Annotated in this window: 26 protein-coding genes; 13 read left to right on the top strand and 13 right to left on the bottom strand. The window is 63.5% G+C overall.

Annotated features, from left to right (window positions below; all coding sequences use genetic code 11):
• The first annotated feature begins 26 nt into the window (after positions 1-26).
• Entirely contained in the window at positions 27-482 is a 456-nt protein-coding gene (locus tag AC0L3D_RS14050) for a hypothetical protein (protein ID WP_023800678.1), read from the top strand.
• Here AC0L3D_RS14050 and AC0L3D_RS14045 read toward each other — a convergent pair.
• Complete coding sequence (locus AC0L3D_RS14045) at positions 452-790, bottom strand: transcriptional regulator (protein WP_473627671.1); 339 nt, start codon at positions 788-790, stop codon at positions 452-454. The genes AC0L3D_RS14050 and AC0L3D_RS14045 overlap by 31 nt on opposite strands.
• A 140-nt stretch (positions 791-930) precedes the next feature.
• On the opposite strand from AC0L3D_RS14045, the gene AC0L3D_RS14040 reads away from it, so the two are divergent.
• The 3 genes from AC0L3D_RS14040 to AC0L3D_RS14030 all read left to right on the top strand — a co-directional run bounded on the left by AC0L3D_RS14040 (position 931) and on the right by AC0L3D_RS14030 (position 2,823).
• A complete protein-coding gene (locus AC0L3D_RS14040) occupies positions 931-1,062 on the top strand; it encodes a hypothetical protein (protein ID WP_268931698.1) in 132 nt (43 codons plus the stop codon).
• 45 nt (positions 1,063-1,107) lie between these two features.
• Positions 1,108-1,773: a hypothetical protein gene (locus AC0L3D_RS14035; protein WP_473627669.1), complete on the top strand. Its 666-nt coding sequence runs from the start codon at positions 1,108-1,110 to the stop codon at positions 1,771-1,773.
• A gap of 453 nt (positions 1,774-2,226) precedes the next feature.
• Positions 2,227-2,823 (top strand): glutathione S-transferase family protein, encoded by a 597-nt coding sequence (locus tag AC0L3D_RS14030; protein ID WP_287138925.1) that lies wholly within the window; start codon positions 2,227-2,229, stop codon positions 2,821-2,823.
• A 75-nt stretch (positions 2,824-2,898) separates the two neighbouring features.
• Here AC0L3D_RS14030 and AC0L3D_RS14025 read toward each other — a convergent pair whose 3' ends face one another.
• On the bottom strand, positions 2,899-3,549 hold the full coding sequence (locus AC0L3D_RS14025) for an outer membrane protein (RefSeq protein WP_027152642.1): 651 nt from the start codon (positions 3,547-3,549) through the stop codon (positions 2,899-2,901).
• Positions 3,550-3,956: 407 nt separating this feature from the next.
• On the opposite strand from AC0L3D_RS14025, the gene AC0L3D_RS14020 reads away from it, so the two are divergent.
• From AC0L3D_RS14020 to AC0L3D_RS14000, 5 genes are all read left to right on the top strand, one after another.
• Positions 3,957-4,733, top strand: coding sequence for an SDR family oxidoreductase (locus AC0L3D_RS14020; RefSeq protein WP_023800673.1), 777 nt, complete (start codon positions 3,957-3,959; stop codon positions 4,731-4,733).
• On the top strand, positions 4,730-6,817 hold the full coding sequence (gene uvrC, locus AC0L3D_RS14015; RefSeq protein ID WP_287229939.1) for an excinuclease ABC subunit UvrC: 2,088 nt from the start codon (positions 4,730-4,732) through the stop codon (positions 6,815-6,817). The genes AC0L3D_RS14020 and uvrC overlap by 4 nt, the downstream gene beginning before the upstream one ends.
• 97 nt (positions 6,818-6,914) lie before the next feature.
• Positions 6,915-7,511, top strand: coding sequence for a CDP-diacylglycerol--glycerol-3-phosphate 3-phosphatidyltransferase (gene pgsA / locus AC0L3D_RS14010; RefSeq protein ID WP_128169236.1), 597 nt, complete (start codon positions 6,915-6,917; stop codon positions 7,509-7,511).
• 1 nt (position 7,512) lies between these two features.
• Positions 7,513-7,770, top strand: coding sequence for a molybdopterin converting factor subunit 1 (moaD, locus tag AC0L3D_RS14005; RefSeq protein WP_292482847.1), 258 nt, complete (start codon positions 7,513-7,515; stop codon positions 7,768-7,770).
• A gap of 1 nt (position 7,771) precedes the next feature.
• Positions 7,772-8,260 (top strand): molybdenum cofactor biosynthesis protein MoaE, encoded by a 489-nt coding sequence (locus tag AC0L3D_RS14000; protein WP_287317050.1) that lies wholly within the window; start codon positions 7,772-7,774, stop codon positions 8,258-8,260.
• Between the two features lie 81 nt (positions 8,261-8,341).
• Here the strand turns inward: AC0L3D_RS14000 and AC0L3D_RS13995 are convergent, their stop codons facing one another.
• From AC0L3D_RS13995 to AC0L3D_RS13980, 4 genes are read right to left on the bottom strand one after another with little or no spacing between them, the layout of a single operon-like run.
• A complete protein-coding gene (locus AC0L3D_RS13995; protein ID WP_236386678.1) occupies positions 8,342-8,839 on the bottom strand; it encodes a DoxX family protein in 498 nt (165 codons plus the stop codon).
• A gap of 2 nt (positions 8,840-8,841) precedes the next feature.
• Positions 8,842-9,642 carry an HvfC/BufC N-terminal domain-containing protein gene (locus tag AC0L3D_RS13990; RefSeq protein WP_023800667.1) on the bottom strand — a complete coding sequence of 267 codons (801 nt, stop codon included), beginning with the start codon at positions 9,640-9,642 and terminating at the stop codon, positions 8,842-8,844.
• Positions 9,629-10,558: an MNIO family bufferin maturase gene (gene bufB / locus AC0L3D_RS13985; protein WP_473627667.1), complete on the bottom strand. Its 930-nt coding sequence runs from the start codon at positions 10,556-10,558 to the stop codon at positions 9,629-9,631. The genes AC0L3D_RS13990 and bufB overlap by 14 nt, the downstream gene beginning before the upstream one ends.
• Before the next feature lie 27 nt (positions 10,559-10,585).
• Positions 10,586-10,909: a BufA1 family periplasmic bufferin-type metallophore gene (locus AC0L3D_RS13980; protein WP_128172761.1), complete on the bottom strand. Its 324-nt coding sequence runs from the start codon at positions 10,907-10,909 to the stop codon at positions 10,586-10,588.
• 282 nt (positions 10,910-11,191) lie between these two features.
• On the opposite strand from AC0L3D_RS13980, the gene AC0L3D_RS13975 reads away from it, so the two are divergent.
• On the top strand, positions 11,192-11,956 hold the full coding sequence (locus tag AC0L3D_RS13975) for a YbaY family lipoprotein (RefSeq protein ID WP_287229930.1): 765 nt from the start codon (positions 11,192-11,194) through the stop codon (positions 11,954-11,956).
• 133 nt (positions 11,957-12,089) lie between these two features.
• Here the strand turns inward: AC0L3D_RS13975 and ndk are convergent, their stop codons facing one another.
• From ndk to AC0L3D_RS13955, 4 genes are all read right to left on the bottom strand, one after another.
• Positions 12,090-12,512 (bottom strand): nucleoside-diphosphate kinase, encoded by a 423-nt coding sequence (gene ndk, locus AC0L3D_RS13970; protein WP_287244040.1) that lies wholly within the window; start codon positions 12,510-12,512, stop codon positions 12,090-12,092.
• Between the two features lie 212 nt (positions 12,513-12,724).
• Positions 12,725-13,021 carry a DUF1905 domain-containing protein gene (locus AC0L3D_RS13965; RefSeq protein WP_128169229.1) on the bottom strand — a complete coding sequence of 99 codons (297 nt, stop codon included), beginning with the start codon at positions 13,019-13,021 and terminating at the stop codon, positions 12,725-12,727.
• 135 nt (positions 13,022-13,156) lie between these two features.
• Positions 13,157-13,792, bottom strand: a complete 636-nt coding sequence (gene bluB, locus AC0L3D_RS13960) for a 5,6-dimethylbenzimidazole synthase (RefSeq protein ID WP_473627666.1) — start codon at positions 13,790-13,792, stop codon at positions 13,157-13,159.
• 155 nt (positions 13,793-13,947) lie between these two features.
• A complete protein-coding gene (locus tag AC0L3D_RS13955) occupies positions 13,948-14,649 on the bottom strand; it encodes a glutathione S-transferase family protein (protein ID WP_473627664.1) in 702 nt (233 codons plus the stop codon).
• Positions 14,650-14,736: 87 nt separating this feature from the next.
• Here AC0L3D_RS13955 and AC0L3D_RS13950 point away from each other — a divergent pair, with 87 nt between their 5' ends.
• Positions 14,737-15,249 carry a DinB family protein gene (locus AC0L3D_RS13950; protein ID WP_091590605.1) on the top strand — a complete coding sequence of 171 codons (513 nt, stop codon included), beginning with the start codon at positions 14,737-14,739 and terminating at the stop codon, positions 15,247-15,249.
• A gap of 91 nt (positions 15,250-15,340) precedes the next feature.
• On the opposite strand, the gene AC0L3D_RS13945 is transcribed toward AC0L3D_RS13950, so the two are convergent.
• The 3 genes from AC0L3D_RS13945 to AC0L3D_RS13935 all read right to left on the bottom strand — a co-directional run bounded on the left by AC0L3D_RS13945 (position 15,341) and on the right by AC0L3D_RS13935 (position 18,148).
• A complete protein-coding gene (locus AC0L3D_RS13945) occupies positions 15,341-15,643 on the bottom strand; it encodes a DUF982 domain-containing protein (protein ID WP_023800658.1) in 303 nt (100 codons plus the stop codon).
• A gap of 158 nt (positions 15,644-15,801) precedes the next feature.
• Positions 15,802-17,883, bottom strand: a complete 2,082-nt coding sequence (locus AC0L3D_RS13940) for an ATP-dependent helicase (protein WP_473627663.1) — start codon at positions 17,881-17,883, stop codon at positions 15,802-15,804.
• A 94-nt stretch (positions 17,884-17,977) separates the two neighbouring features.
• Complete coding sequence (locus tag AC0L3D_RS13935) at positions 17,978-18,148, bottom strand: hypothetical protein (protein ID WP_077375704.1); 171 nt, start codon at positions 18,146-18,148, stop codon at positions 17,978-17,980.
• A gap of 150 nt (positions 18,149-18,298) precedes the next feature.
• Here AC0L3D_RS13935 and AC0L3D_RS13930 point away from each other — a divergent pair, with 150 nt between their 5' ends.
• Both AC0L3D_RS13930 and AC0L3D_RS13925 read left to right on the top strand, forming a co-directional pair.
• The gene (locus tag AC0L3D_RS13930; RefSeq protein WP_473644700.1) at positions 18,299-18,484 is read left to right on the top strand and encodes a hypothetical protein; all 186 of its coding nucleotides are present in this window, start codon (positions 18,299-18,301) and stop codon (positions 18,482-18,484) included.
• Positions 18,485-18,883: 399 nt separating this feature from the next.
• A complete protein-coding gene (locus tag AC0L3D_RS13925) occupies positions 18,884-20,761 on the top strand; it encodes an ABC-F family ATP-binding cassette domain-containing protein (protein ID WP_128169222.1) in 1,878 nt (625 codons plus the stop codon).
• Positions 20,762-20,927 lie beyond the last annotated feature (166 nt).

Here is a 20,927-nt window from a genome sequence, read left to right as displayed (position 1 = left end):
CGCGCAGTCGACCATAAGAGGCTGCCATGACTCGCTTCGCCCAATCCGCCCTTGCCGCACTGATCGCGCTTTGCACGCCGCTCGGCACGTCCCTCGCTGTCATCCAGCCAGCAAAGGCGGCCGACCTTGCCGTCGTCTATACCGAAGAAGACAGCGGCGTTTGCGGTGAGGCCTGGGTGCTGAACAAGATCACCAACCGCTTCTCCTACCAGGTGCACCACGTGCCGAATCTGCCCGACGTCGAGATTGTCGATTTCCAGGGCATCCACCAGCATCGCTATCTGCCAGCCAACGAAACCTGGCCGATCGGCCGCCGCTATTGCGGCGCCACCGTCAGCCTGTCCGACGGCCACGCCCGCACCATCTGGTATCTGATCGAGGAAGGGCAGGGCTTTGCCTCGATCGGCGACAATGTCGAATTCTGCGTCGCGGGCTTCGACCGCTGGATGGTCTACAACGGCCGCTGCCGCGTCCTGCGCTGATTGCGTTTGCCGGGCTGCTCCGCCTCATCGAGGATGGCGCGAAGGAAAGCGGCGTGACCGCGAAAGGCGCGCCGTCCGATTGACGTCGCCCTGACCCGCGTCTGCGGTCGACGTCCGACAAACAGCTTCTCGACATCGACATAGCCCGCTGTGGCAAGCGTATCGATATGCGAGCCGAGATTGCCGTCGGTCGCATTGACGATGAGCTTCAATCGGGTGAATTCCAGCGCTTCGCGCCGTTCCAGAGAATTCAGCGCCGCCATGATCCTGAGCCGCACGCTCTGGTGGATGATTTCGTCGGCAGCCATTATCGGACCTGCTGTGGTGTCCGGCGTTCAGTCTCACTGATCTGGGACAGCGCCGCCCGATATTGCGCGAATGACATGCGCTTTCCAGATGATTCAGAATACTCTGCCAAATAGAGTAATCTGTCAACCGCGAACAAATCATGGCAGCGGAATTGCCGCGCTTTGCTTTTGCAGCTTGTGTAGATCGCCTGCTAGAACAAGAAGATGAGATCGATGAAGCAGCCGTCATGGTGGTGTCGGTCGACGATCAACGAACAAAAAAGGCTTGCTAAGCTTCAGCGCCTTGAAGTGGGATTGGTTCCGGCAATGCGCGCAGAATGTCTGTCGCAAACGGTCGGCAAAGCTCGAAGAGCAGCGCCGGCATTTTGCGAAATCAGCACGAGCGTAGTGTCGCGTGTAACCGAAACTTAAACTTCGAAAATCATGCTGATGCTTCGCTGGCTAGACAAGCGCGAGTCAGATATGCATTACGCGCCGGGTCATTAACGGCCGTCGGCACAACTAAGGGGCATGATATGGCTAAACAGTCATCCAAAGCGCCGGCATCCAAGTCACCGGCAAAGCAGGCACCGGCAAAGAAAGCACCAGTAAAGGCAGTGGCGGCAAAGGCCGCAGCCGCTGTGAAGAAAGCAGCACCTGCTGCCAAGCCGAAGGCCGCCGCGGCCAAGGCAAAAGCAGCGCCCGCCAAGAAGCCGGCTGCGAAGGCTGCGGCAAAACCGGCAGTGAAGAAAGCAGCACCGGCCAAGGCTGCGCCCGCCAAGGCAAAAGCAGCGGCGGCCAAGAAGCCGGCTGCAAAGGCCGCGGCCAAGCCGGCAGCGAAGAAAGCTGCGCCTGCCAAGACTGCGCCTGCCAAGACTGCACCGGCCAAGAAGGCTGCGCCGGCAAAGAAAGCGGCTGCAGCGAAGTCTTCGGTAGCGGTGAAGAAAACAGCGCCTGCGGCCAAACCAAAGGCGAAGGCCGCGACCGCGAAGGCCAAGAAGTAATCGCGCTTCTTCGCTCGCGGAGGACAGTGCTGAGGACGGTTGGGGGCGGGTGCCGGATAGGCGCCTCGCTCGCAGAGTCAGTGCTCGGGCAGCAACAGAGGCGGAGGGAAGACAGCTTTTCGCAGCTCCCAGGACTTCGCCTTATGGCGAAGTCCGGTGGGGCATTTCTCTGTGCCCGGAGAGAAATTCTTGGTGCAAGACCGAGTTGGCTCGGTTTCGAACCCGTCTGACCTGTTCAGATGCTCTCAGGCTGGAACTGTACCGCTCATCTGCCTGCGGATCATGGAAGAGGACGGTCGTTCGCCGTGGCGCCCGGTTTTTCCGCCTGTGGGCTGTTGATCATGTCGGGATGTCCGGCCAACAGTGTCGCGGAAATGGATCACACGCAAATTCAAAGTGCTACAGTGTCCTTTGCGCGTCCATGCTCTGTACTCGGCAAACAGGAACCCGATCATGCCCAGACTGCTCTACGCGTCCACGTCACCCTATAGTTCCAAAGTGCGCATGGCCGCGCTTTATGCCGGCATCGCCGTCGAGCTCGTGCCGATAAAAACAGAAGACAAACCGGCTGATCTGATCGACGCCAATCCACTCGGCAAGATCCCGGTGCTGGTGCTCGACGACGGCCGCTCGATCCACGATAGCCGCGCCATTACCCAGCATCTCAACCGCATGTCGAAGAACGCGCTGTTTCCGCGCAATCCCGACAAGCGCCTCGAGGCGGAAGTGCTTGAGGCACTGGCCGACGGCATCTGCGACTGCGCGCTGTCGATGGTCTATGAGCGGCGCACGCGCCCCGAGGACATGGTCTACCAGCCGTGGCTCGACCGCCAGTGGGCCAAGATCACCAGCGCGCTCGACCTGCTCAACGCCAATCCGCCTAAGCTGCCAAAGAAGATCACCGCCGGCCAGCTGGCGCTGCGCGCCTGCCTTGGCTATCTCTCACTGCGCTTTGCCGGAAAATGGGAAAAGGGCCGCAGCAGGCTGGTCCGATGGGCAACGCGATTTGACGAGAAGTTTCCCGAGCTGAAACCCTGCGTCCCGGCGTGAGCGGCAGCCAGAGAAGGGGTCATAAAAAAAGCCGGGCACGAGGCCCGGCTTTTTCGTGTCGTGGCTTGGACGATTTTAGAACTTCATACCGACGCCGAAGGTGACGCGGTTGTCGGTCGACTTGACCTTGCCGATACCGTCAAAGTCCTTGTCGCCGAAGTCGGTGTAGCGATACTCGACACGGCCGAACACATTGTCGGTGATCTTGATGTCGGTACCGACGCCGGCCGTCCAGCCGAGCATGGTGTTTTCGTCGCTGGCGCCGGCCGCTTCGATCTCCTGGTTCTTGAGCGCGCCACCGGCGGTGCCGTAGAGCAGGATTTCCGGGGTGACGGCGTAGCCGAGGCGGGCGCGCAGCGAGCCTTCGAAGCCGCCCTTGGCCTCAACGCCGCCATCGTCGCCCTCGATGCCGCTATAGCCGATATCGGCTTCAGCACCGTAGACGAAGTTCTCTTGCTGCCACTGATAGCCGCCGAAGACGCCGCCGACAAAACCATCGGTGTCGACGTCAGTGCCGATATCCTCGGCATCGGCGTGACCGCTGAAGCCGTAGCCGACGCTCACACCGGCATAGGGACCGGCCCAGGAAGCGACCGGAAGTTCGGCGATCGGGGCGGGGGCCGGCGGCTCTTCCGCGATGACGTCAGCAGCATAGGCGGTTCCGCCGAGGGCGAAGAGCCCGAACGCCACCGCCAGCGGTCGCGCAAATTTAAGATTGGCTTGCATTGTTCTTTACTCCTTAAGCCACAGGCACAGGCTTGCTTTTCACAAGCGCCCTCAACCCGCCGGGGGAAAAACGGGTCTGGCGCTCAACGGTTCCGAATGTCGTGTCAAAATACGGCTGAAGCGAACCTGAACTTGGGTCATTACCTGGCACGAATAAGGCTGAACTTTGACGTTGCATCTGCGCAACAGATGGTGTCAGGAGGCTTAGCCGTGCCGCGCTGAACGACGCTTGGAGCAAGGGGTCCGTAGTCCTATATTGCGGCTGGCAGGCCGAGTCCCGGCCACAGTCGAAAGACTGATCCGGCCGCTTTGCCACAATGCTGCCCAAGGTCCGAACGGCATTTAACGCTTCGCCGGCCATATTTTGCCGGCTGGCTCAAAATCGAGCCCCATTGAGGATTGACAGGATGAGCAAGGCCGCTGGAACGGCGCTGGTGACGGGCGGGGGCCAGCGGATCGGCAAGGCGATCGTCGAGGATCTCGCCGCGAACGGTTTTGCCGTCGCCATCCATTGCAACCGCTCGCGGGCCGAGGCGGAAGCATTGGCCGCGCGGATCAACGGCGGTCATTTTGGCCAGGGTGGCCGGGCTGCTGTGGTCGCCGCTGACCTGACCGACATGGCCGCGGTCGAGGACCTCGTTGGCCGCGCCGAAGCCGCGCTCGGGCCTGTTACACTGCTGGTCAACAATGCGTCGCTGTTCGTGGACGATACGGTTCAGGACGTCGACTGGCTTGCCTGGGACCGTCACTTCGCCATCCACGTGAAGGCGCCGGCATTTTTGGCGCAACAATTCGCCCGCGCGCTGCCGGAAGGCGAGGAAGGGCTGATCGTCAATATGATCGACCAGCGCGTCTGGCGCCCGACGCCCCGCTATTTCTCCTATGCGCTGTCGAAATCGACATTGTGGACGCAGACGCAGATGATGGCGCAGGCGCTAGCACCCCGCATTCGCGTCAATGCCATCGGTCCCGGCCCGACGCTGAAGAGCGCGCGTCAGCAAGACAGCGACTTTGCCGCGCAGGTCGACGGCCTGATCCTGAAGCGCGGCCCGGAATTGCCTGAATTCGGCGCCACCATCCGCTATCTCTGGGGCGCAAGCTCGGTCACCGGCCAGATGATCGCGCTCGACGGCGGCCAGCACCTTGCGTGGCAGACTCCCGATGTGACAGGCATTGTCGAATGAGTCCCATGGACCAGAAACCCAAACGTGTCGGCGCTGCCGTAGACCTGCCGCCCGATGTCGACCTCGAGGACGAGGTGGCGGAGGAGATCGTCGAACCGTCAACGCCCGGTCCCGGTGGCCCTGACGTCGCCTTCACCGCCATCGATTGGACGCCGCATGCCGGCGATGCCGACGGCATGGTCGGCGCCGAAGTCATCCAGACGCTGGTCAAACGGCTGCCCAACGCGCCCGGCGTCTACCGCATGATGAATGCCGCAGGCGACGTGCTCTATGTCGGCAAGGCGCGCAGCCTGAAGAAGCGGGTGACCAATTACGCACAAGGCCGCTTCCACACCAGCCGCATCGGCCGCATGGTGCGCGAGACGGCGACGATGGAGTTCGTCGTCACCCGCACCGAGATCGAAGCGCTGCTGCTGGAAGCAAATCTTATCAAGCGCTTGCGGCCGCGTTTCAATGTGCTGATGCGGGACGACAAGTCGTTTCCCTACATCCTTTTGACCGGCGATCATGTCTCGCCCGGCATCTACAAACATCGCGGCGCGCGCTCGCGCAAGGGCGACTATTTCGGCCCCTTCGCCTCGGCCGGCGCCGTCGGCCGCACCATCAACTCGCTGCAGCGCGCCTTCTTGCTCAGGAGTTGCACCAACTCCTTCTACGAGAACCGCACCCGGCCGTGCCTGCTGTTCCAGATCAAGCGATGCGCCGGCCCGTGCACCGGCGAAATCTCGCATAGTGACTATGCCAGGCTGGTCGCCGAGGCGAAGGACTTCCTGTCCGGCCGCAGCCAGAAGGTGAAGACCGACATCTCCGCCGCCATGCAGCAGGCCGCGGAGAATCTCGATTTCGAGCGCGCCGCAATCTATCGCGACCGGCTGGCGGCGTTGTCGCATGTGCAGAGCCATCAGGGCATCAACCCGCAGACCGTCGACGAGGCCGATGTCTTCGCCATCCATCAGGAAGGCGGCCAGGTCTGCATCCAGGTCTTCTTCTTCCGCACCGGCCAGAACTGGGGCAACCGCGCCTATTTCCCCAAGGCCGATCCGGCGATGGAGGCGGCCGAGGTGCTGGGCTCGTTCCTGGCGCAATTCTATGACGACAAGCCGACGCCGCGCGCCATCCTGTTGTCGCATGGCGTCGAGGACCAGGAATTGCTGGCTGAGGCGCTCTCCACCCGCGCGGGTCGCAAGGTGGCGATCTCGGTGCCGCAGCGCGGCGAGAAGAAGGATTTGACCGACAACGCCCTGCAGAATGCCCGTGAGGCGCTCGGCCGCCGGCTGGCCGAGACCTCGACGCAAGGGCGGTTGCTCACCGGTTTCGCCGAGACTTTCGGCCTGAAGAAACCGCCGGTGCGCATCGAGGTCTACGACAACTCCCACATCATGGGCACCAACGCCGTCGGCGCCATGGTGGTCGCCGGGCCGGAAGGCTTCGTGAAGAACCAGTACCGGAAATTCAACATCCGCTCGACCGAGATAACGCCGGGAGACGATTTCGGCATGATGCGCGAGGTGATGGAGCGGCGTTTCTCCCGCCTGCTGAAGGAACATGGCGATGTGCCGCGGAGCGAACTGGCGGCGGACGACATCCTGGCCGAACAGGGCGACGATATCGAGGATGCAGGCGGCTTCCCGGCCTGGCCAGACGTCATCCTCATCGATGGCGGCCAGGGCCAGATGACGGCGGTGCGACAAATCCTCGCCGACCTCGGCATCGAGGACCGTGTCCAGGCCATCGGCATCGCCAAGGGCCAGGACCGTGACGCCGGCCGTGAACGCTTCTTCGTCAGGGGCAAGCCACCGTTTTCGCTCCCCGTACGCGACCCCGTGCTCTATTTCGTTCAGCGGCTGCGCGACGAGGTCCACCGTTTCGCCATCGGCTCCCACCGCGCCCGCCGCAAGAAGGAGATGGTCAAGAGCCCGCTTGACGAGATCAGCGGCATCGGTCCCGGTCGCAAGCGCGCGCTGCTCATGCATTTCGGCACCGCCAAGGCGGTCAGCCGCGCCGCGATCGAGGATCTGGTCAAGGTCGATGGCATTTCCGAACAGGTCGCCAAGCTGGTCTACAACCATTTTCACGAGAGCTGATAATTCGGCTATTTTCGGCTGGTCCATCGACTATCATCTGTTGACCCCCCACATTCGCTTCTGATTTGAGTAGGCAGGTAGAAAGAGTTCCAAAGAAATGGCCCAGCGCGCATTCAACCTGCCCAACATGCTCACCTACGTCCGCATCCTCGCGGTGCCGCTGGTTGTGCTGTGTTTTTTTCTCGAAGGCCATCTGAAGTCGAGCGACTTCGCCCGCTGGTCGGCGCTGGTCATTTTCCTGCTTGCCTCGATCACCGATTATTTCGACGGCTATCTGGCGCGCGCCTGGCAGCAGACCTCGAATATCGGCAAGATGCTCGATCCGATCGCCGACAAGTTGCTGGTCGCCACATGCCTGCTGCTGCTGGCGGCCGATACCGATAGGCATGCCGGCATCGCCGGCTGGTCGCTGTGGGCGGCAATCATCATCCTGTGCCGCGAGATCCTGGTCTCGGGCCTGCGCGAATATCTGGCGGCGCTGAAGGTCTCGGTGCCGGTGACGCAGCTGGCGAAGTGGAAGACCACCATCCAGATGATCGCCATCGCCTTTCTGCTCGCGGGACCTGCCGGCGACAAGATCTTCCCGCTGACCACCCAGATCGGGCTTGTGCTGTTGTGGATCGCCGCGCTGGTGACGCTTTACACCGGCTACGACTATTTCCGTGCCGGCCTCAAGCACATCATGGACGAGTAGCATGTCGACGAGGCTCATCTATTTCGCCTGGGTGCGCGAGCGGATCGGCAAGCCGCAAGAGGACGTCGATTTGCCCGCCGGCATCGAGACGGTGGCCGACCTGCTGCGCTGGCTGAAATCGCGCGGCGAGGAGTACGAGCACGCGCTGCAATATCCTGACGTGATCCGCGTCGCCATCAACCAGGAACATGTCGAGCACCGCGAGAAGATATCAGGCGCGCGCGAGATCGCGCTGTTCCCGCCGATGACGGGTGGTTGAAATGCCCGGCGCGGTGGTGCCGACGGTGCGCATCCAGGCGGAGGATTTCGATGTCGCCGCCGAGATCGCCAGGATGACGCAAGGCCGCGCCGACATCGGCGCCGTGGTGACTTTCTCAGGTCTCTGCCGCGATGAAGCGGGCAGGCTCGCGGCACTCGAGCTCGAACATTATCCCGGCATGGCCGAGGCCGAGATCGGCCGCATCGCCGCCGAAGCGGTTCAGCGCTGGCCGCTGCAGGGGCTCACCGCCATCCATCGCCACGGCAGGATCGCGCCCGGTGAGAACATCGTGCTGGTGGTCGCGGCCTCCGCCCACCGCCAGGCGGCGTTCGAGGCGGCGAACTTCCTGATGGATTATCTAAAATCGCGCGCGCCGTTCTGGAAGAAGGAACACCACACCGACGGCTCGCAAGGCGGCTGGGTCGACGCCAAGGAGGCCGACGACGAGGCCGCAAGCCGCTGGAAGCAGGCCGTGCCGAAACGAAATTGATGCTTCGCGTCACCGCTGGAGGGCGAGGTTCACATCAACCCCGATCACCCCTCGGCCTCCCATCAGCCCCCGGGCCTTCCATCAGCCCTTGTCAGTGCCGATCCAGTGATCGAGCGCAATCCGGCCGGGTCCCCACGCCATGATGCCGAGCGCCATCGCCGCCCAGGTGATGTGCAGCGGCCAGCCGTCCGGCACGGTGAGTTGTATGACCAGCGTCATCACGAGCAGGCCGAATGCCGCCAGTCGTGTCGCCAGGCCGAGAACGAGAAGAATTGGCAGCAGGATTTCCGCCGATCCTGAGGCGAACGCCACCAGCCCAGGCGCGGGAAAATCGTAGGGGCCGCCGGGCAGATGCAGCTTGAGCTCCGAACTGAAAAGCAGCACGGCCACCTCGTTCAGCTGCAAAAACCCGTCCCATTTGTTGACGCCGGACCGCCAGAACGGGACAGCGAGGGCGCAGCGCAGGACGAGTTGCGTCAGCGACGGTGTGGCACTCGTGCGCAGCGCGGCATTCACCCTCTCGACGAGGGTGGCAGCCCCTCGCGGCTCGGTGCTGGCGTTCCATCCATGGTTCGTCATGCTCACCCCCCCTGGTCTGCCGCTGTGAAGGCGCCTGCTTGCAGCAGGCCGGCAATGTTGGCGGCAAGGTCGAATTCGGCAGTTTCCGCAAATGCTGCCGCGGCCGCCGCGCCGAGCGGCTCGCCCGCCATCAGACGATCCAGAAAAGCTGCGCCGCCGGGCGGCAGGTGGCGAACAAAGACTTCGAGTCCGGGCCGCGTGACCAGCGCATCTTCAGGGCCGTCCGCCTCGATCCGCCCGACGGGGCCGTCGCGCCGGTTCGCCGCAAAGATCGTCACGACCGGATAGCGCGAGCGAATGGCATGCGTTGCCGAGTGCCGTACGAACACGGTATCGGCCAGCCGTTCGGGCGGGATCGAGGCCAGTGCTACGCAAGCCAGCGGTTCCGCGTCGGCGGCATGATAGGCGTCGAGCCAGGCCCGCTCCAGGCGCGCCACGTCAGCCAGCCATGGCATCGGCCGCGCATAATCGTAGCGCTCGATGAAGTCGGGAAAGTCGCGGCCGTATTCGAACAGAAGCGGCGAAGTGGGTGGCGTTTCGCGGACATGGAAGCGCGCCATCGCCCGAAAGAAGTCCGGGCCGGTGATACGCAGCGTCGCTGGAAAGCTGGCGACCAGCGCATCGATCAGGCTGACCGTGACGTTGTTGCGGTAGACGGCGTATCGTTTGACTGCCGCCTTCCCGTTCGGCCCTGAGACGGCGTCAGGCGGGGCACGGTCAGGATCGAGCAAACCGGCGGTGAATGCCGTGGCATAGTCGAACCGGTGGCTAAGATCGCCCGACTGGAGCTCATCCTGCGGCATGGGCTTTTCCGAACACATGGTGGCTGTCGCCGTGATGGTAGAGAATCGCTTGGGCGGCGGCGGCCTCCGCCTTGAGCACCGGCCAGTCGGGAATGTTGCTGTCCCACTCGATCAGCGTCGGCAGCGGTCCGCATCGGCCGATGACGATATCGAAGAGCTTCCAGACCGCGTCGGCGACCGGACCGTCATGGCTGTCGATGAGCAGCAGGTCGCCTTCGTCATCCTCCTGCTCGGCGTGCCCGGCCAGATGGATTTCCCCGACATGATCGAGCGGGAAATCCGCGAGGTAGGAAACGGCTGAATAGCCGTGATTGGTGGCCGAAACGAAAACATTGTTGACGTCGAGCAGCAGGCCGCAACCGGTGCGCTGCACCAGCGCGCCGATGAAATCCGTCTCGCTCATCGTCGATTCCGCGAAAAGGACGTAGGTCGAGGGGTTCTCGAGCAGGATCGGGCGGCCGATCGTCTCCTGCATTTCATCGATGTGATCCGCCACGCGCGAAACCGTTGCCGGCGTATAGGGCAGGGGAAGCAGGTCGTTGTAATAGGTGGTGTCGTGGGTCGACCAGGCGAGATGCTCGGAAACGAGCGCCGGCTCATAGCGGTCGACGAGCGCCTTGAAGCGGCCGAGATGCACTTTGTCGAGCGGCCGCGGTCCGCCGATCGACATGCACACCCCGTGCAGCGAAACGGGATAGTCGCGGCGAATCCTGGTCAGCGCATCGTGCGGCGGACCGCCGGCGCCCATGTAGTTTTCGGCGTGGACCTCGAAGAAGCCGTCCTTTGGGCCGTCGCCAAGGATCGCGTGCAGATGCCCGTGCTTGAAACTGGTGCCGGCAAGGCCGGCGATCGGGTGCGCCGGAAAGCGCGAGGTTTTCGATGTGCGGGATGCCGGGGCCAGTCCGTTCATCTTCATCTCCGCTTTCCGGGCAGCTTGCATTGCTTAGGACGGGACGTCGCGGGTCAGCGCCGTGGGCGAGCCCTTGCGGTCGCCGGGCAGGTCCATCGTCGTACAGGTGCCGCCGTCGACGAACTTCCAGGCGTTGCCCTGGTAATCGACCGTCGAGGTGCCTTGGCAGGTGGTGCCTGGTCCTGCCGCGCAGTCGTTCTGCCCCTTCAGGGCGACGCCAAAGCACTTCTCCTTGCCGGCATCCATCGCTGCCTTGGCCTCTGCCTCGGACAGCGGCGCGGCCGTCGCAAAAGAAGCAAGGGCCGTGGCAACGGCGCCGGCCAGAAAGGCCGTGCTCACGGTTGATCTTGTTGACATGATTTCACCTCCGCTTGGGTTGTTGCGCGCGCCGTTCCTCAAGCGCGCATGGTTAGTTCGGTTCGGAGGTTCCCTGCGTTACATCTTTTTGGAACACGACTTCGTGATCGCATGGGGACCTGGCGTGAGCAATATTTCGCCTGTCACGCCAAGGAGGCCGACCACAGGGCAACGAGCCGCCGGAAGGCACCGCCGTGTGAACAGCCCGTGTGGGGCGCCACGGAACCACCGCAATCCTGCGAGACCTTCCGACCAGTTTGGCGCATTATGGGGAGCAGGATCATGCTGGGCAGGATCACCGAGTTCTTCATCTTCGGTGTCGTGCCGCTGGTCGGTATACTGGTGGTGCCTGAGCTGTCAGTCGCTGCCGAGAAGACCCTGAAGGGCGAGGTGATGTATCGCGAGCGCATCGCTCTGCCGCCGAAAGCCGTGCTTTCCGTGCAGCTTGCCGATGTCTCGCTGGCCGACGCGACGGCCGCTGTCATCGGCGAGCGCAAGGTGGCGCCGGCCGGCCAGGTGCCGATCAAGTTCGAGATCAGCTTTGATCCCCAGGTGATCCGGCCTCATATGACCTATGCGCTGCAGGCGCGCATCACCGTCGACGACAGGCTGTTGTTCATCTCCGATATGCGCCACCAGGTCGATCCACTGAGCGACGCGCCGCAGACCATCATGCTGAAGATGGTGACGTCGAGCGAGCAGCCGGCGTCGGCCCCGGTGGTCGGGCAGAGCTGGCTGATCGAGTATATCGACGGCATTGGTGTGATCGCCGAGCCGCAGGCGACGTTCAGGATCGACGAGGCCGGCAAGGCCGGAGGCAGCGGGCCTTGCAACGTCTACTTCGCCACCGCCAAAGTCGATGGTTCGACGATTGCCATCAGTGACATCGGTTCGACGTTCAAGGCCTGCGCGCCCGAGACTATGGCCGAGGAAAAGGCGCTGTTCGAGGCGCTGGCCAAGGCGGCATCGTATCACGTCGACGCCGGCAAGCTCATCATCGTCGACAAAGACGACCGCGTCATCCTGCGCTTCAACGCCGCGAGCTGATAACCGGTTTCGGTTTTTGAGCATCACGCGCAGTTGGCGGGTGTCGGCGCCCGGCGTCCGGTGCCGGATCGCCGCAACGAAAAAGGCCGGCATTGCGCCGGCCTTTCTGCATATGACGTGGTGACTTATCGGCTCAGCCGACGATCTCGGTGTCCGAGAACCAGTATTTGATCTCCTGCGCGGCGGTCTCCGGCGCGTCGGAGCCGTGCACGGAATTCTCGCCGATCGACAGCGCGTGCACTTTGCGGATGGTGCCTTCGGCGGCGTTGGCCGGGTTGGTGGCGCCCATCACGTCGCGGTTTTTGGCAATGGCGTTCTCGCCTTCCAGCACCTGCACGACCGTTGGGCCCGACGACATCGACTCGACCAGTTCGCCGAAGAACGGACGATCCTTGTGCACGGCATAAAAACCTTCCGCCTCGCGGCGGCTCATCCACACCCGGCGCGAGGCGACGACGCGCAGGCCGGCTTCTTCGAGTATCTGGGTAATGGCGCCGGTGAGATTGCGCCGGGTTGCGTCCGGCTTGATCATGGAAAAGGTGCGTTCGAGCGCCATGGGGTCGTCCTTGTGATGGAGGGTGGAATTCACGGTGGCGGGCTCTATACAAGCCGCCCGCCGGCTTGCCAAGGGGCTGGCGCTAATGCATGTCGCGCAAAAGTGCGCAGCGATTTTGCGATAACGACATGCATAAAAACAAGAACTTAAGCGCGTCTCCGACGTGCTTTAGCCGCGGCATAGCGTGTCGCCGTCAGCCAAAACCAATGTTGTCATAACTTCATCTCGATCGTCAGATTGGCCGTGTCGCCAGCCCGAAGGCCTTCGCGGACCCGCACCGCCGTCTTGATCGGCAACAGCAGGCTGCCGGATTTCTTGTCGGGAAACAGCGATGTTCGCCATCTGGTCTGGCCGATGACGGCTTCCACGCCAAGCGAGCCCCAGGGCCGTGCCATCCCCGCCATTGCCGACTTGATCCGTGCCCCAAGCTCCGGCGGCAGCGTCACGAAATGCCAGCCGCCCTTGCCTGGATAGACCCAGATCTCGGCCTGCACGTCGTAGCGAAACATCTTGTGCCCTTCCTCAGATCAAGGCCGTCACGGCTGGCTTTGCCATGGTGTCTTGTCGGCAACGCCGGCGACCGGCGAAATCAACCATGATATCCATTCTTCCCTGCAAAAGAGGATGGCAGCGTTGCCGTTGCCCTACCGCCTTGTCACCATCGAAGCGCGCCGGACTTCCCAGCCTTCCCGTTCCAGTTCCGGCACGCTGTGGTTCTCGCAGGGGCAGCCGACGCAGAAGTAACCGATCAGCGTCCACTCCGGCGGCGCGTCCAGGATCGTCGCCATTTCGGCCGGGTCGAGGATCGAGACCCAGCCCATGCCTATTCCTTCGGCGCGCGCCGCCAGCCAAAAAGTATGGATCGCCATCACCGCCGAATATTCGATGGTAGCGGGCATGGTCAGGCGGCCGAGCCCATGCCCCTGTTGCGTCCCGCGGTCGGCGAAGACCGCGAATTGACAAGGCGCCTCGTTCAGGCCGGCAAGCTTCAGGCGCGCGTAGAGCGCGGCGCGTTCGCCGCCGAACGATGCGAGCGCCTCCGCATTGCAGCGCTCGAAGCATGTCCTGACGGCGGCGCGGCATTCCGCACTCTCGACCATGACGAAACGCCAGGGCTGGCTCAGCCCGACCGAGGGCGCAATGCTGGCGAGGTCAAGCAGCCGTTCCAGCGCGCCTTCGGGGAGCGGTGTCGGCCTGAATCGCCTGACATCCCGCCGCCACAGCAAGAGATTGGCCAGATCGGCGCGAAAATCGTCCGGGAATTCCGGGTCTGAGGTCATGGTGCTCGTGCTGTCTTTGCTAGGGGAGTAGGGCAGTAAGGAAGTAGGAAGTAGGCAGTAGGGGAATAGGGCAGTAGGGCAGTGGGGCAGTAGGGGAGTAGGAATGCGCGCCGCCGCTACTTCCTTACTCCCCACTGCCCTACTGCCTTACTCCCCTATGCCGCGGCGGCAGCCGCCGCCACCGTGCGGCCGAGCCCATCATGCAGGTCGAGGCAGCGCTCGAACCACTGCGCCACCACATCGTTGTCGTCGAGCAACCGGTAGGGCGAGGCGATGCGCGCCCATTGCAGCGCGCCGAAGACGATGTAGTCGGCAAACAGCGGTGATTGGCCGCCGATGAACGGCTGATAGGCAAGCATCGAGCGCAATGGTTCCAGCGAGGCACGGAAGGCACCAAGGCCGGCGTCCCGCGCCGCCACCACCTCTTCCAGTCTCTTGCCGAAGCGCTGCTCGCGGCTTTGGCGAAAATAGGCGGCGTTGGCCTCGTCCTGCATGGCGTGCAGGTCCATGATCGCCGCAGTGGTGACATAGGGGTGGATGGTCAGTTGCGACCAGCGTTCGACGAAGCGCGCCATCGCCTTGCCGCCGTCGCCGCAAAACAATGTCGGTCGCTCTGGATAGGCCTCGTCGAGATAGAGCGCGATGGCGAAAGAATCGGCGACCACCTTCTCGCCGTCGCGGATCACCGGAACGAGTTTTGAAACGCCGCCTTCAACGGTGGGCATTTCGAGAAAGCGTGTCGGCACGGTTGAGATATCGAGGCCCTTGTGGGCAAGCGCCATCGTCGCCTTCCAGCAATGCGGGCTGAACGGACGGGCGCCATCGCGTCCGACGAGATCATAGAGCAGAATGGTCATTGGCGGCAGCTTCCCTGCGGTCTACTAGAGCGACGTTCGGGCCTTGCGGTAAGCACCCGAACGGGGTCTCGCGGGCCGGAGAAAACGATGAAACAGCACTTCATGATGTTTGCGGCCTACAATCAATGGGCCAATAGCCGCATCTACGATGCCGCCGCCGATCTCGACGAGGAAGATTTTCACCGCAACGTCGGGGTCTTCTTCGGCTCGATGATGGGGACGCTCAACCATGTCCTGACTGCCGATCGCATCTGGATGAGGCGCTTTACCGGCGAGGGCGACGCGCCGGCCAGGCTCGACACGGTCCTGCACCGCGCCCTGCCGGGCTTGCGGCTGGCGCGCGAGGCCGAAGACAAAAGGATCGTCGACTGGGTTGGGGCGTCAAGCGACAAGGCTTTGTCCGGCCGCTTCTCCTACATGACCGTCTCCGACATGCGCACCGTCTCGCAGCGATTGGCGCCGGCGCTTGATCATTTCTTCAATCACCAGACCCATCACCGCGGCCAGGCGCACGCGATCCTGACCATTCTCGGCCGGCCTTCGGTGCCGCTCGACCTGACGCTGTTCCAGCGCAGCGAAGAGGGCCGCGCCTACGCCTGATTTGGGATCATCCGGATCGAATTGACAGGAAACCCGTCGAAGGCGAACAGCAACTTCGACGGGCTATAGTCGCAAAACAGGCCTGGCGCAGTCAGGCGGCGTATCCCCCCTGGCCGCGGGAGATCGGCTTGACCGAGACTGCCGGCTGCGCCGAGGGCCAGAGAATGCCTGCCGAAACTGCGAAGGTGGTCAGGGCGTCGCGCGCGGCCTCGGGCGAGATCTCGCCAGCGCGTGCCGCCTCGCAGGCCTTCACCGCCGCGCCATAGCTCAGGCGTCGCCGCGATGGCGGGAACTCGGTCAGGAACTCATGCATGTCGAACAGCGAAGCGATCATGCGCTTATGGCCGGCGCCGACGGTTACGGCGACCGGGGTGAAAAATGTCTTATCGTGCATTCTGGCCTCTCGAATTGGGCGGAGGTGACGGGCGGACGCCGCTCTCCGACCGGGGGTAGGACGCCCAGAAACGCGGATTGCGGCATCAGGTTCCATGTTGCCGAAATTTGATTTTCGCCACCAAGCTCCGTGGCATGAGCGTCGTGCCGAAGAGCGGCCTATTTCCACATGTCGCGCATGCGGGCGCCAAGGTCGACGCGCACTTGCGGCTGGCGGCGCGGATCATCCGTGGCCTGGATGCTCGCCCACGATGTCTGTTCGAAGGCGCCGAGGATCGAGGCCGGGATGAAGCGGGTGCGCGAGGCGTAAACATGGCGATCGCCGCGCGCCGCCTGGCCGTGGACGAAAAAGCGCTGCGGCATGACCAGGTGCAGGCCGTCCTTGGCCCGCGTCATCGCCACGTAGAGCAGGCGGCGCTCCTCGTCGATATCCTCCTTCGAGCCGACGGCGAGATCGATCGGGATGCAGCCGTCGACGGTGTTGAGCACGAAGACGTTCTTCCATTCCTGGCCCTTGGCCGAATGGATGGTCGACAGGATCAGATAGTCCTCGTCGCGATGCGGCGGCCCGGCCTCGTCGCTGGTTGCATCCGGCGGATCGAGGGTCAGCTCGGTGAGGAAACGCTCGCGCGAGGCATAGCCCGAGGCGATCTGCTCGAGCTGCAGAATATCGGCCCGGCGTGTCGTTGCGTCCTCGTGGATGCGGTCGAGATGCGGCTCATACCAGAGCCTGACCTGTTCGAGGTCAACAGGCCATTTTCCCGACCCGGCGCGAAGCTGCGAGAACAGCGCGACGAAACCCGGCCAGTCGTCGGCGGCGCGTTGCGGCGGCCGGTAGCGCGCCAGCCCCATCGCTTCGTCGAGCGACGTCGCCATGGTGTCGACGATCTGCGAAGCCGCCGAAGGGCCGATGCCGGGCAAAAGCTGCAGCACGCGAAAACCGGCGACGCGGTCGCGCGGGTTCTCGGCGAAGCGCAGCACCGCCAGCACGTCCTTGACATGGGCGGCGTCGAGGAACTTCAGCCCGCCGAACTTGACGAACGGGATGTTGCGGCGCGTCAGTTCGATCTCCAGCGGCCCGCTGTGGTGCGAGGCGCGAAACAGCACGGCCTGCGCCTTCAGCGCCGTGCCCGCCTCGCGCTCGGTCAGGATCGCCTGACAGACGTAACTCGCCTGCTCGGCCTCGTCGCGGACGCTGACCAGCTTCGGCTTTTCGGTCGATTTGCGCTCCGACCAGAGGTTCTTGGTAAAGCGCTCCGAGGCCTCGCCGATTACCGCATTGGCGGCGGCCAGGATGGTCTCGGTCGAGCGGTAGTTGCGCTCCAGCATGACGATCTCGGCCGGCCGGGCGAACTGTTTTGGAAAGTCGAGGATGTTGCGCACTTCCGCGGCGCGAAACGAATAGATCGACTGCGCATCGTCGCCGACCACCGTCAGCCCGGATCCGTCCGGCTTGAGCGCCGCGAGGATCGAGGCCTGCAGCCGGTTGGTGTCCTGGTATTCGTCGACCAGCACATGGTCGAAACGCCCACCCAGATGCGCCGATATCTCCGGCTCGCCGGCCATCTGCGCCCAGTAGAGCAGCAGGTCGTCGTAATCGAGCACGTTCTGCGCCTGCTTGGCCTCGACATATCGGGCGAACAGCGCCTTAAGCTGTTCTGCCCATCCCGCGCACCAGGGAAACACCGAACCCAAAACTTCGCCGAGCGGCGCCTGCGCGTTGACGGCACGCGAATAGATCGCCAGGCACGTGCCCTTGGTCGGAAAACGGCCTTCAGTCTTCGAGAAGCCTAGTTCGTGCCGGGCGAGATTCATCAGGTCGGCCGAATCCTCGCGGTCGTGGATGGTGAAGGCCGGATCGAGGCCGATCTCCAGCGCGTAGTCGCGCAGCAGCCTGGCGCCGATGCCGTGAAACGTGCCGGCCCAGGTAAGCGCATCGGTGATGATGGAAGCGTCGCGGCCGAGCACCTCGCCGGCGATGCGCTCGACCCGCTTGGCCAATTCCGATGCGGCGCGACGCGAAAACGTCATCAAAAGGATGCGCCTAGGGTCGGCGCCCCTGACGATCAGATGCGCGACGCGATGCGCCAGCGTGCTGGTCTTGCCGGAGCCGGCCCCGGCGATCACCAGCAGTGGCCCGGCGACCTTGCCGTCACCATGCTCGACGGCAACGCACTGCTCGGCATTCAGCTTTGCGAGATAGGCAGGCCGGAAGGTCGAATCACGGGCAGCGAGGTTCATTGCCCATCAAGCATCGTTTCTGCTTTGTTCGCAACGCTTTCGTACGTGCGTCCGATGCTTCCGATCCTACTGGCGCCCCACCGACGAACCGAAACTAGCGCTGCGGCTCGACGCCCATCGCCGCTGACTGCCGCGGCAGCGACTTGTCGTCATCGGGAGGCGGCAGCAACAGCGGATCGAAGTCGTCGGGCACTTCGTCGACGATTTCCCTGACGATGCGGTAGGCCACATAGACGGCGGCCCCGGCTATGAGCAGACGGATCATGATTTTCTCCATTGGTGTGGACCAACCGAGGAGCCCGCGTTTTGTTCCCCTCTCTCGTTTTGTTCCCCGGGTTCCAAAACGTCCCAAGCTCTTGCCCGAGCGTGCAACCAAATCGGCACCGTCTCGTTTGCCCGGTGACAGGAGGTTGCGATGAACAAGCTCTCAACTTTGCTGGCCCCGACCTTGCTCGTCTTGGCCGCAGCGCTGGCTGTCGCGGCCTGCGACAACAACATTCCACCGACAAAGGCTCCCGGCGCCGATCAAAACCCGCAGGTCGACCCTGCGCCCAACTCAACGCCAGGCGATGATCAACCCGCCGCGCCGCCGGCGCAGTGAAAGCTGTAGGAAAGATGGCCGGCGCCGCTTGGGAGGGGAGCGATGACGCCGGCCAGGCGGGTATCAGGTCCGCCGCACACCTAGACATAGCTGAGTCTTGCCTTAGCGTCATGACGCGATAGTCGAAGACGACCGCCTTTGCACCGGCAATTAACTGACAAATGTGCAGTTTTCGGCTGAGAAGCCGGTGCTCGCCAGGCGCCACTCTATCGCAGCCGGTTCCCGGTCCAGCCCGGAGCTGGTCCTTTGATCCGGCGAGGCCGGCGATCGGATCAATCGTCTTCTTTCTCGTCCCGCGGCACCGGGCAACCTGCCGCTGGCGGCCATTTTCATGCCTTATGCGGCCAACCGGTGCTCGAGGTCTTGCGAAGCGCTGACGTCCCGTGCAAAAGCGCGGCCATGCTGATCATCAACGACCTTTCGCTCCGCATGGCCGGACGCCTGCTTCTTGACCATGCCTCGCTGACCTTGCCGGCCGGCAGCAAGGCAGGGCTTGTCGGCCGCAACGGCACCGGCAAGACCACTTTGTTCAAGGCGATCACCGGCGACCTCGCCTCCGAGACCGGCTCGATCGGCCTGCCGAAGAACACGCGCATCGGCCAGGTGGCGCAGGAGGCTCCCGGCACCGAGGAGCCGCTGATCGAGATCGTGCTCAAGGCCGACCTCGAACGCTCCGCATTGCTCGATGAGGAAACGACGGCGACCGATCCGCACCGTATCGCCGACATCCACATGCGGCTGGCCGATATCGACGCCCATTCGGCCGAGTCTCGTGCCGCCACCATCCTCGCCGGCCTCGGCTTCGACGACGCCGCCCAGCGGCGGCCGGCCTCGTCGTTCTCCGGCGGCTGGCGCATGCGCGTCGCACTCGCGGCGGTGCTGTTTGCCGAGCCCGATCTGCTGCTGCTCGACGAACCGACCAACTATCTCGACCTCGAAGGCACGCTGTGGCTGGAAAACTACGTGTCGAAATATCCGCACACAGTGCTGCTGATCTCGCACGACCGCGACCTGCTCAACCGCGCCGTCAACTCGATCGTCCATCTCGACCAGAAGAAGCTGACCTTCTGGCGCGGCGGCTACGACCAGTTCGAGCGCCAATTCACCGAGCAGCGCGAATTGCAGGAGAAGGGCAGGGTCAAGCAGGAAGCCGCACGCAAGCACATGGAGTCCTTCGTCGAGCGCTTCCGCGCCAAGGCTTCCAAGGCGAGACAGGCGCAGTCGCGCATCAAGGCGCTGGAGAAGATGAAGCCGATCGCCGCGATTGTGAACGACAACGTGCGGCCGTTCTCCTTTCCCGAGCCGGTGAAGACGGTGGCCTCGCCGATCATTGCGCTCAACAACGTCAATGTCGGCTATGTCGAGGGTGAGCCGATCCTGAAGAAGATGACGCTGCGCATCGATGCCGACGACCGTATCGCACTGCTCGGCGCCAACGGCAACGGCAAGTCGACCTTCGCCAAATTGCTGTCCGGCCGCCTGAAGCAGGAGACCGGCACCATGACGGTGGCGCCCGGCCTGAAGGTGGCGATCTTTGCCCAGCATCAGCTCGACGATCTCCGACCGAGTGAAAACGCCTATGAGCATGTCCGCCGGCTGATGCCGGAAGCACCGGAATCGAAGGTGCGCGGCCGTGTCGCCCAGTTCGGACTGACCACCGAAAAGATGAACACCGCCGCCAAGGACCTGTCGGGCGGCGAGAAGGCGCGGCTGTTGATGGGCCTGTCGGCGTTCGAGGGGCCAAACCTGTTCATCCTCGACGAACCGACCAACCATCTCGATATCGACAGCCGTGAATCGTTGATCCATGCGCTGAACGAGTTTCCCGGCGCCGTCATCCTGATCTCGCACGACCGCCATCTGCTCGAGGCAACGGCCGACCGGCTGTGGCTGGTCAAGGACGGGACGGTCAATCCTTTTGACGGGGACCTCGATGATTACAAGACGCTGGTCACCGGCGTGGCCGGCGACCGCCGCGGCAAGCGCGAGGCCGAAAAGGCCTCGAAGGCCGACCGCCGCCGTGACGCGGCAGCGCGCCGCACCGCCTTCGAGCCGCTGGCCAAGGAGATCCGCGCCACCGAAGCGCTGATGGACCGCATTCGCAAGCGCATCGACTTGATCGAGGACGAACTCGCCAATCCGGCGGTCTACGAAAAGGACCCGTCGACGGCGACACGGCTGGCCAAGGAGCGCTCGCAACTGGCCCAGACACTGGCCGGCCATGAGGAAAAATGGCTGTCGATGTCGGCAGAGTATGAGGAAGGCACGGCGGAGTAGCGCGTGATCTCCCCCCTCGAGGGGGGAGATGCCCGGCAGGGCAGAGGGGGTCGTTTCGCCTAGATCGCCAGCGTCTTACTTCGTCGCGAAAGAAGTCGGCTCCATCGCGCCGAACTGAACGATCCTCTGCGCATCCAGTGAAAATGCAACGCGCTGTGCAATTTAG

The sequence above is a fragment of the Mesorhizobium sp. WSM4837 genome (assembly GCF_055811435.1).
This window is presented reverse-complemented; position numbering and strand designations above follow the sequence as displayed.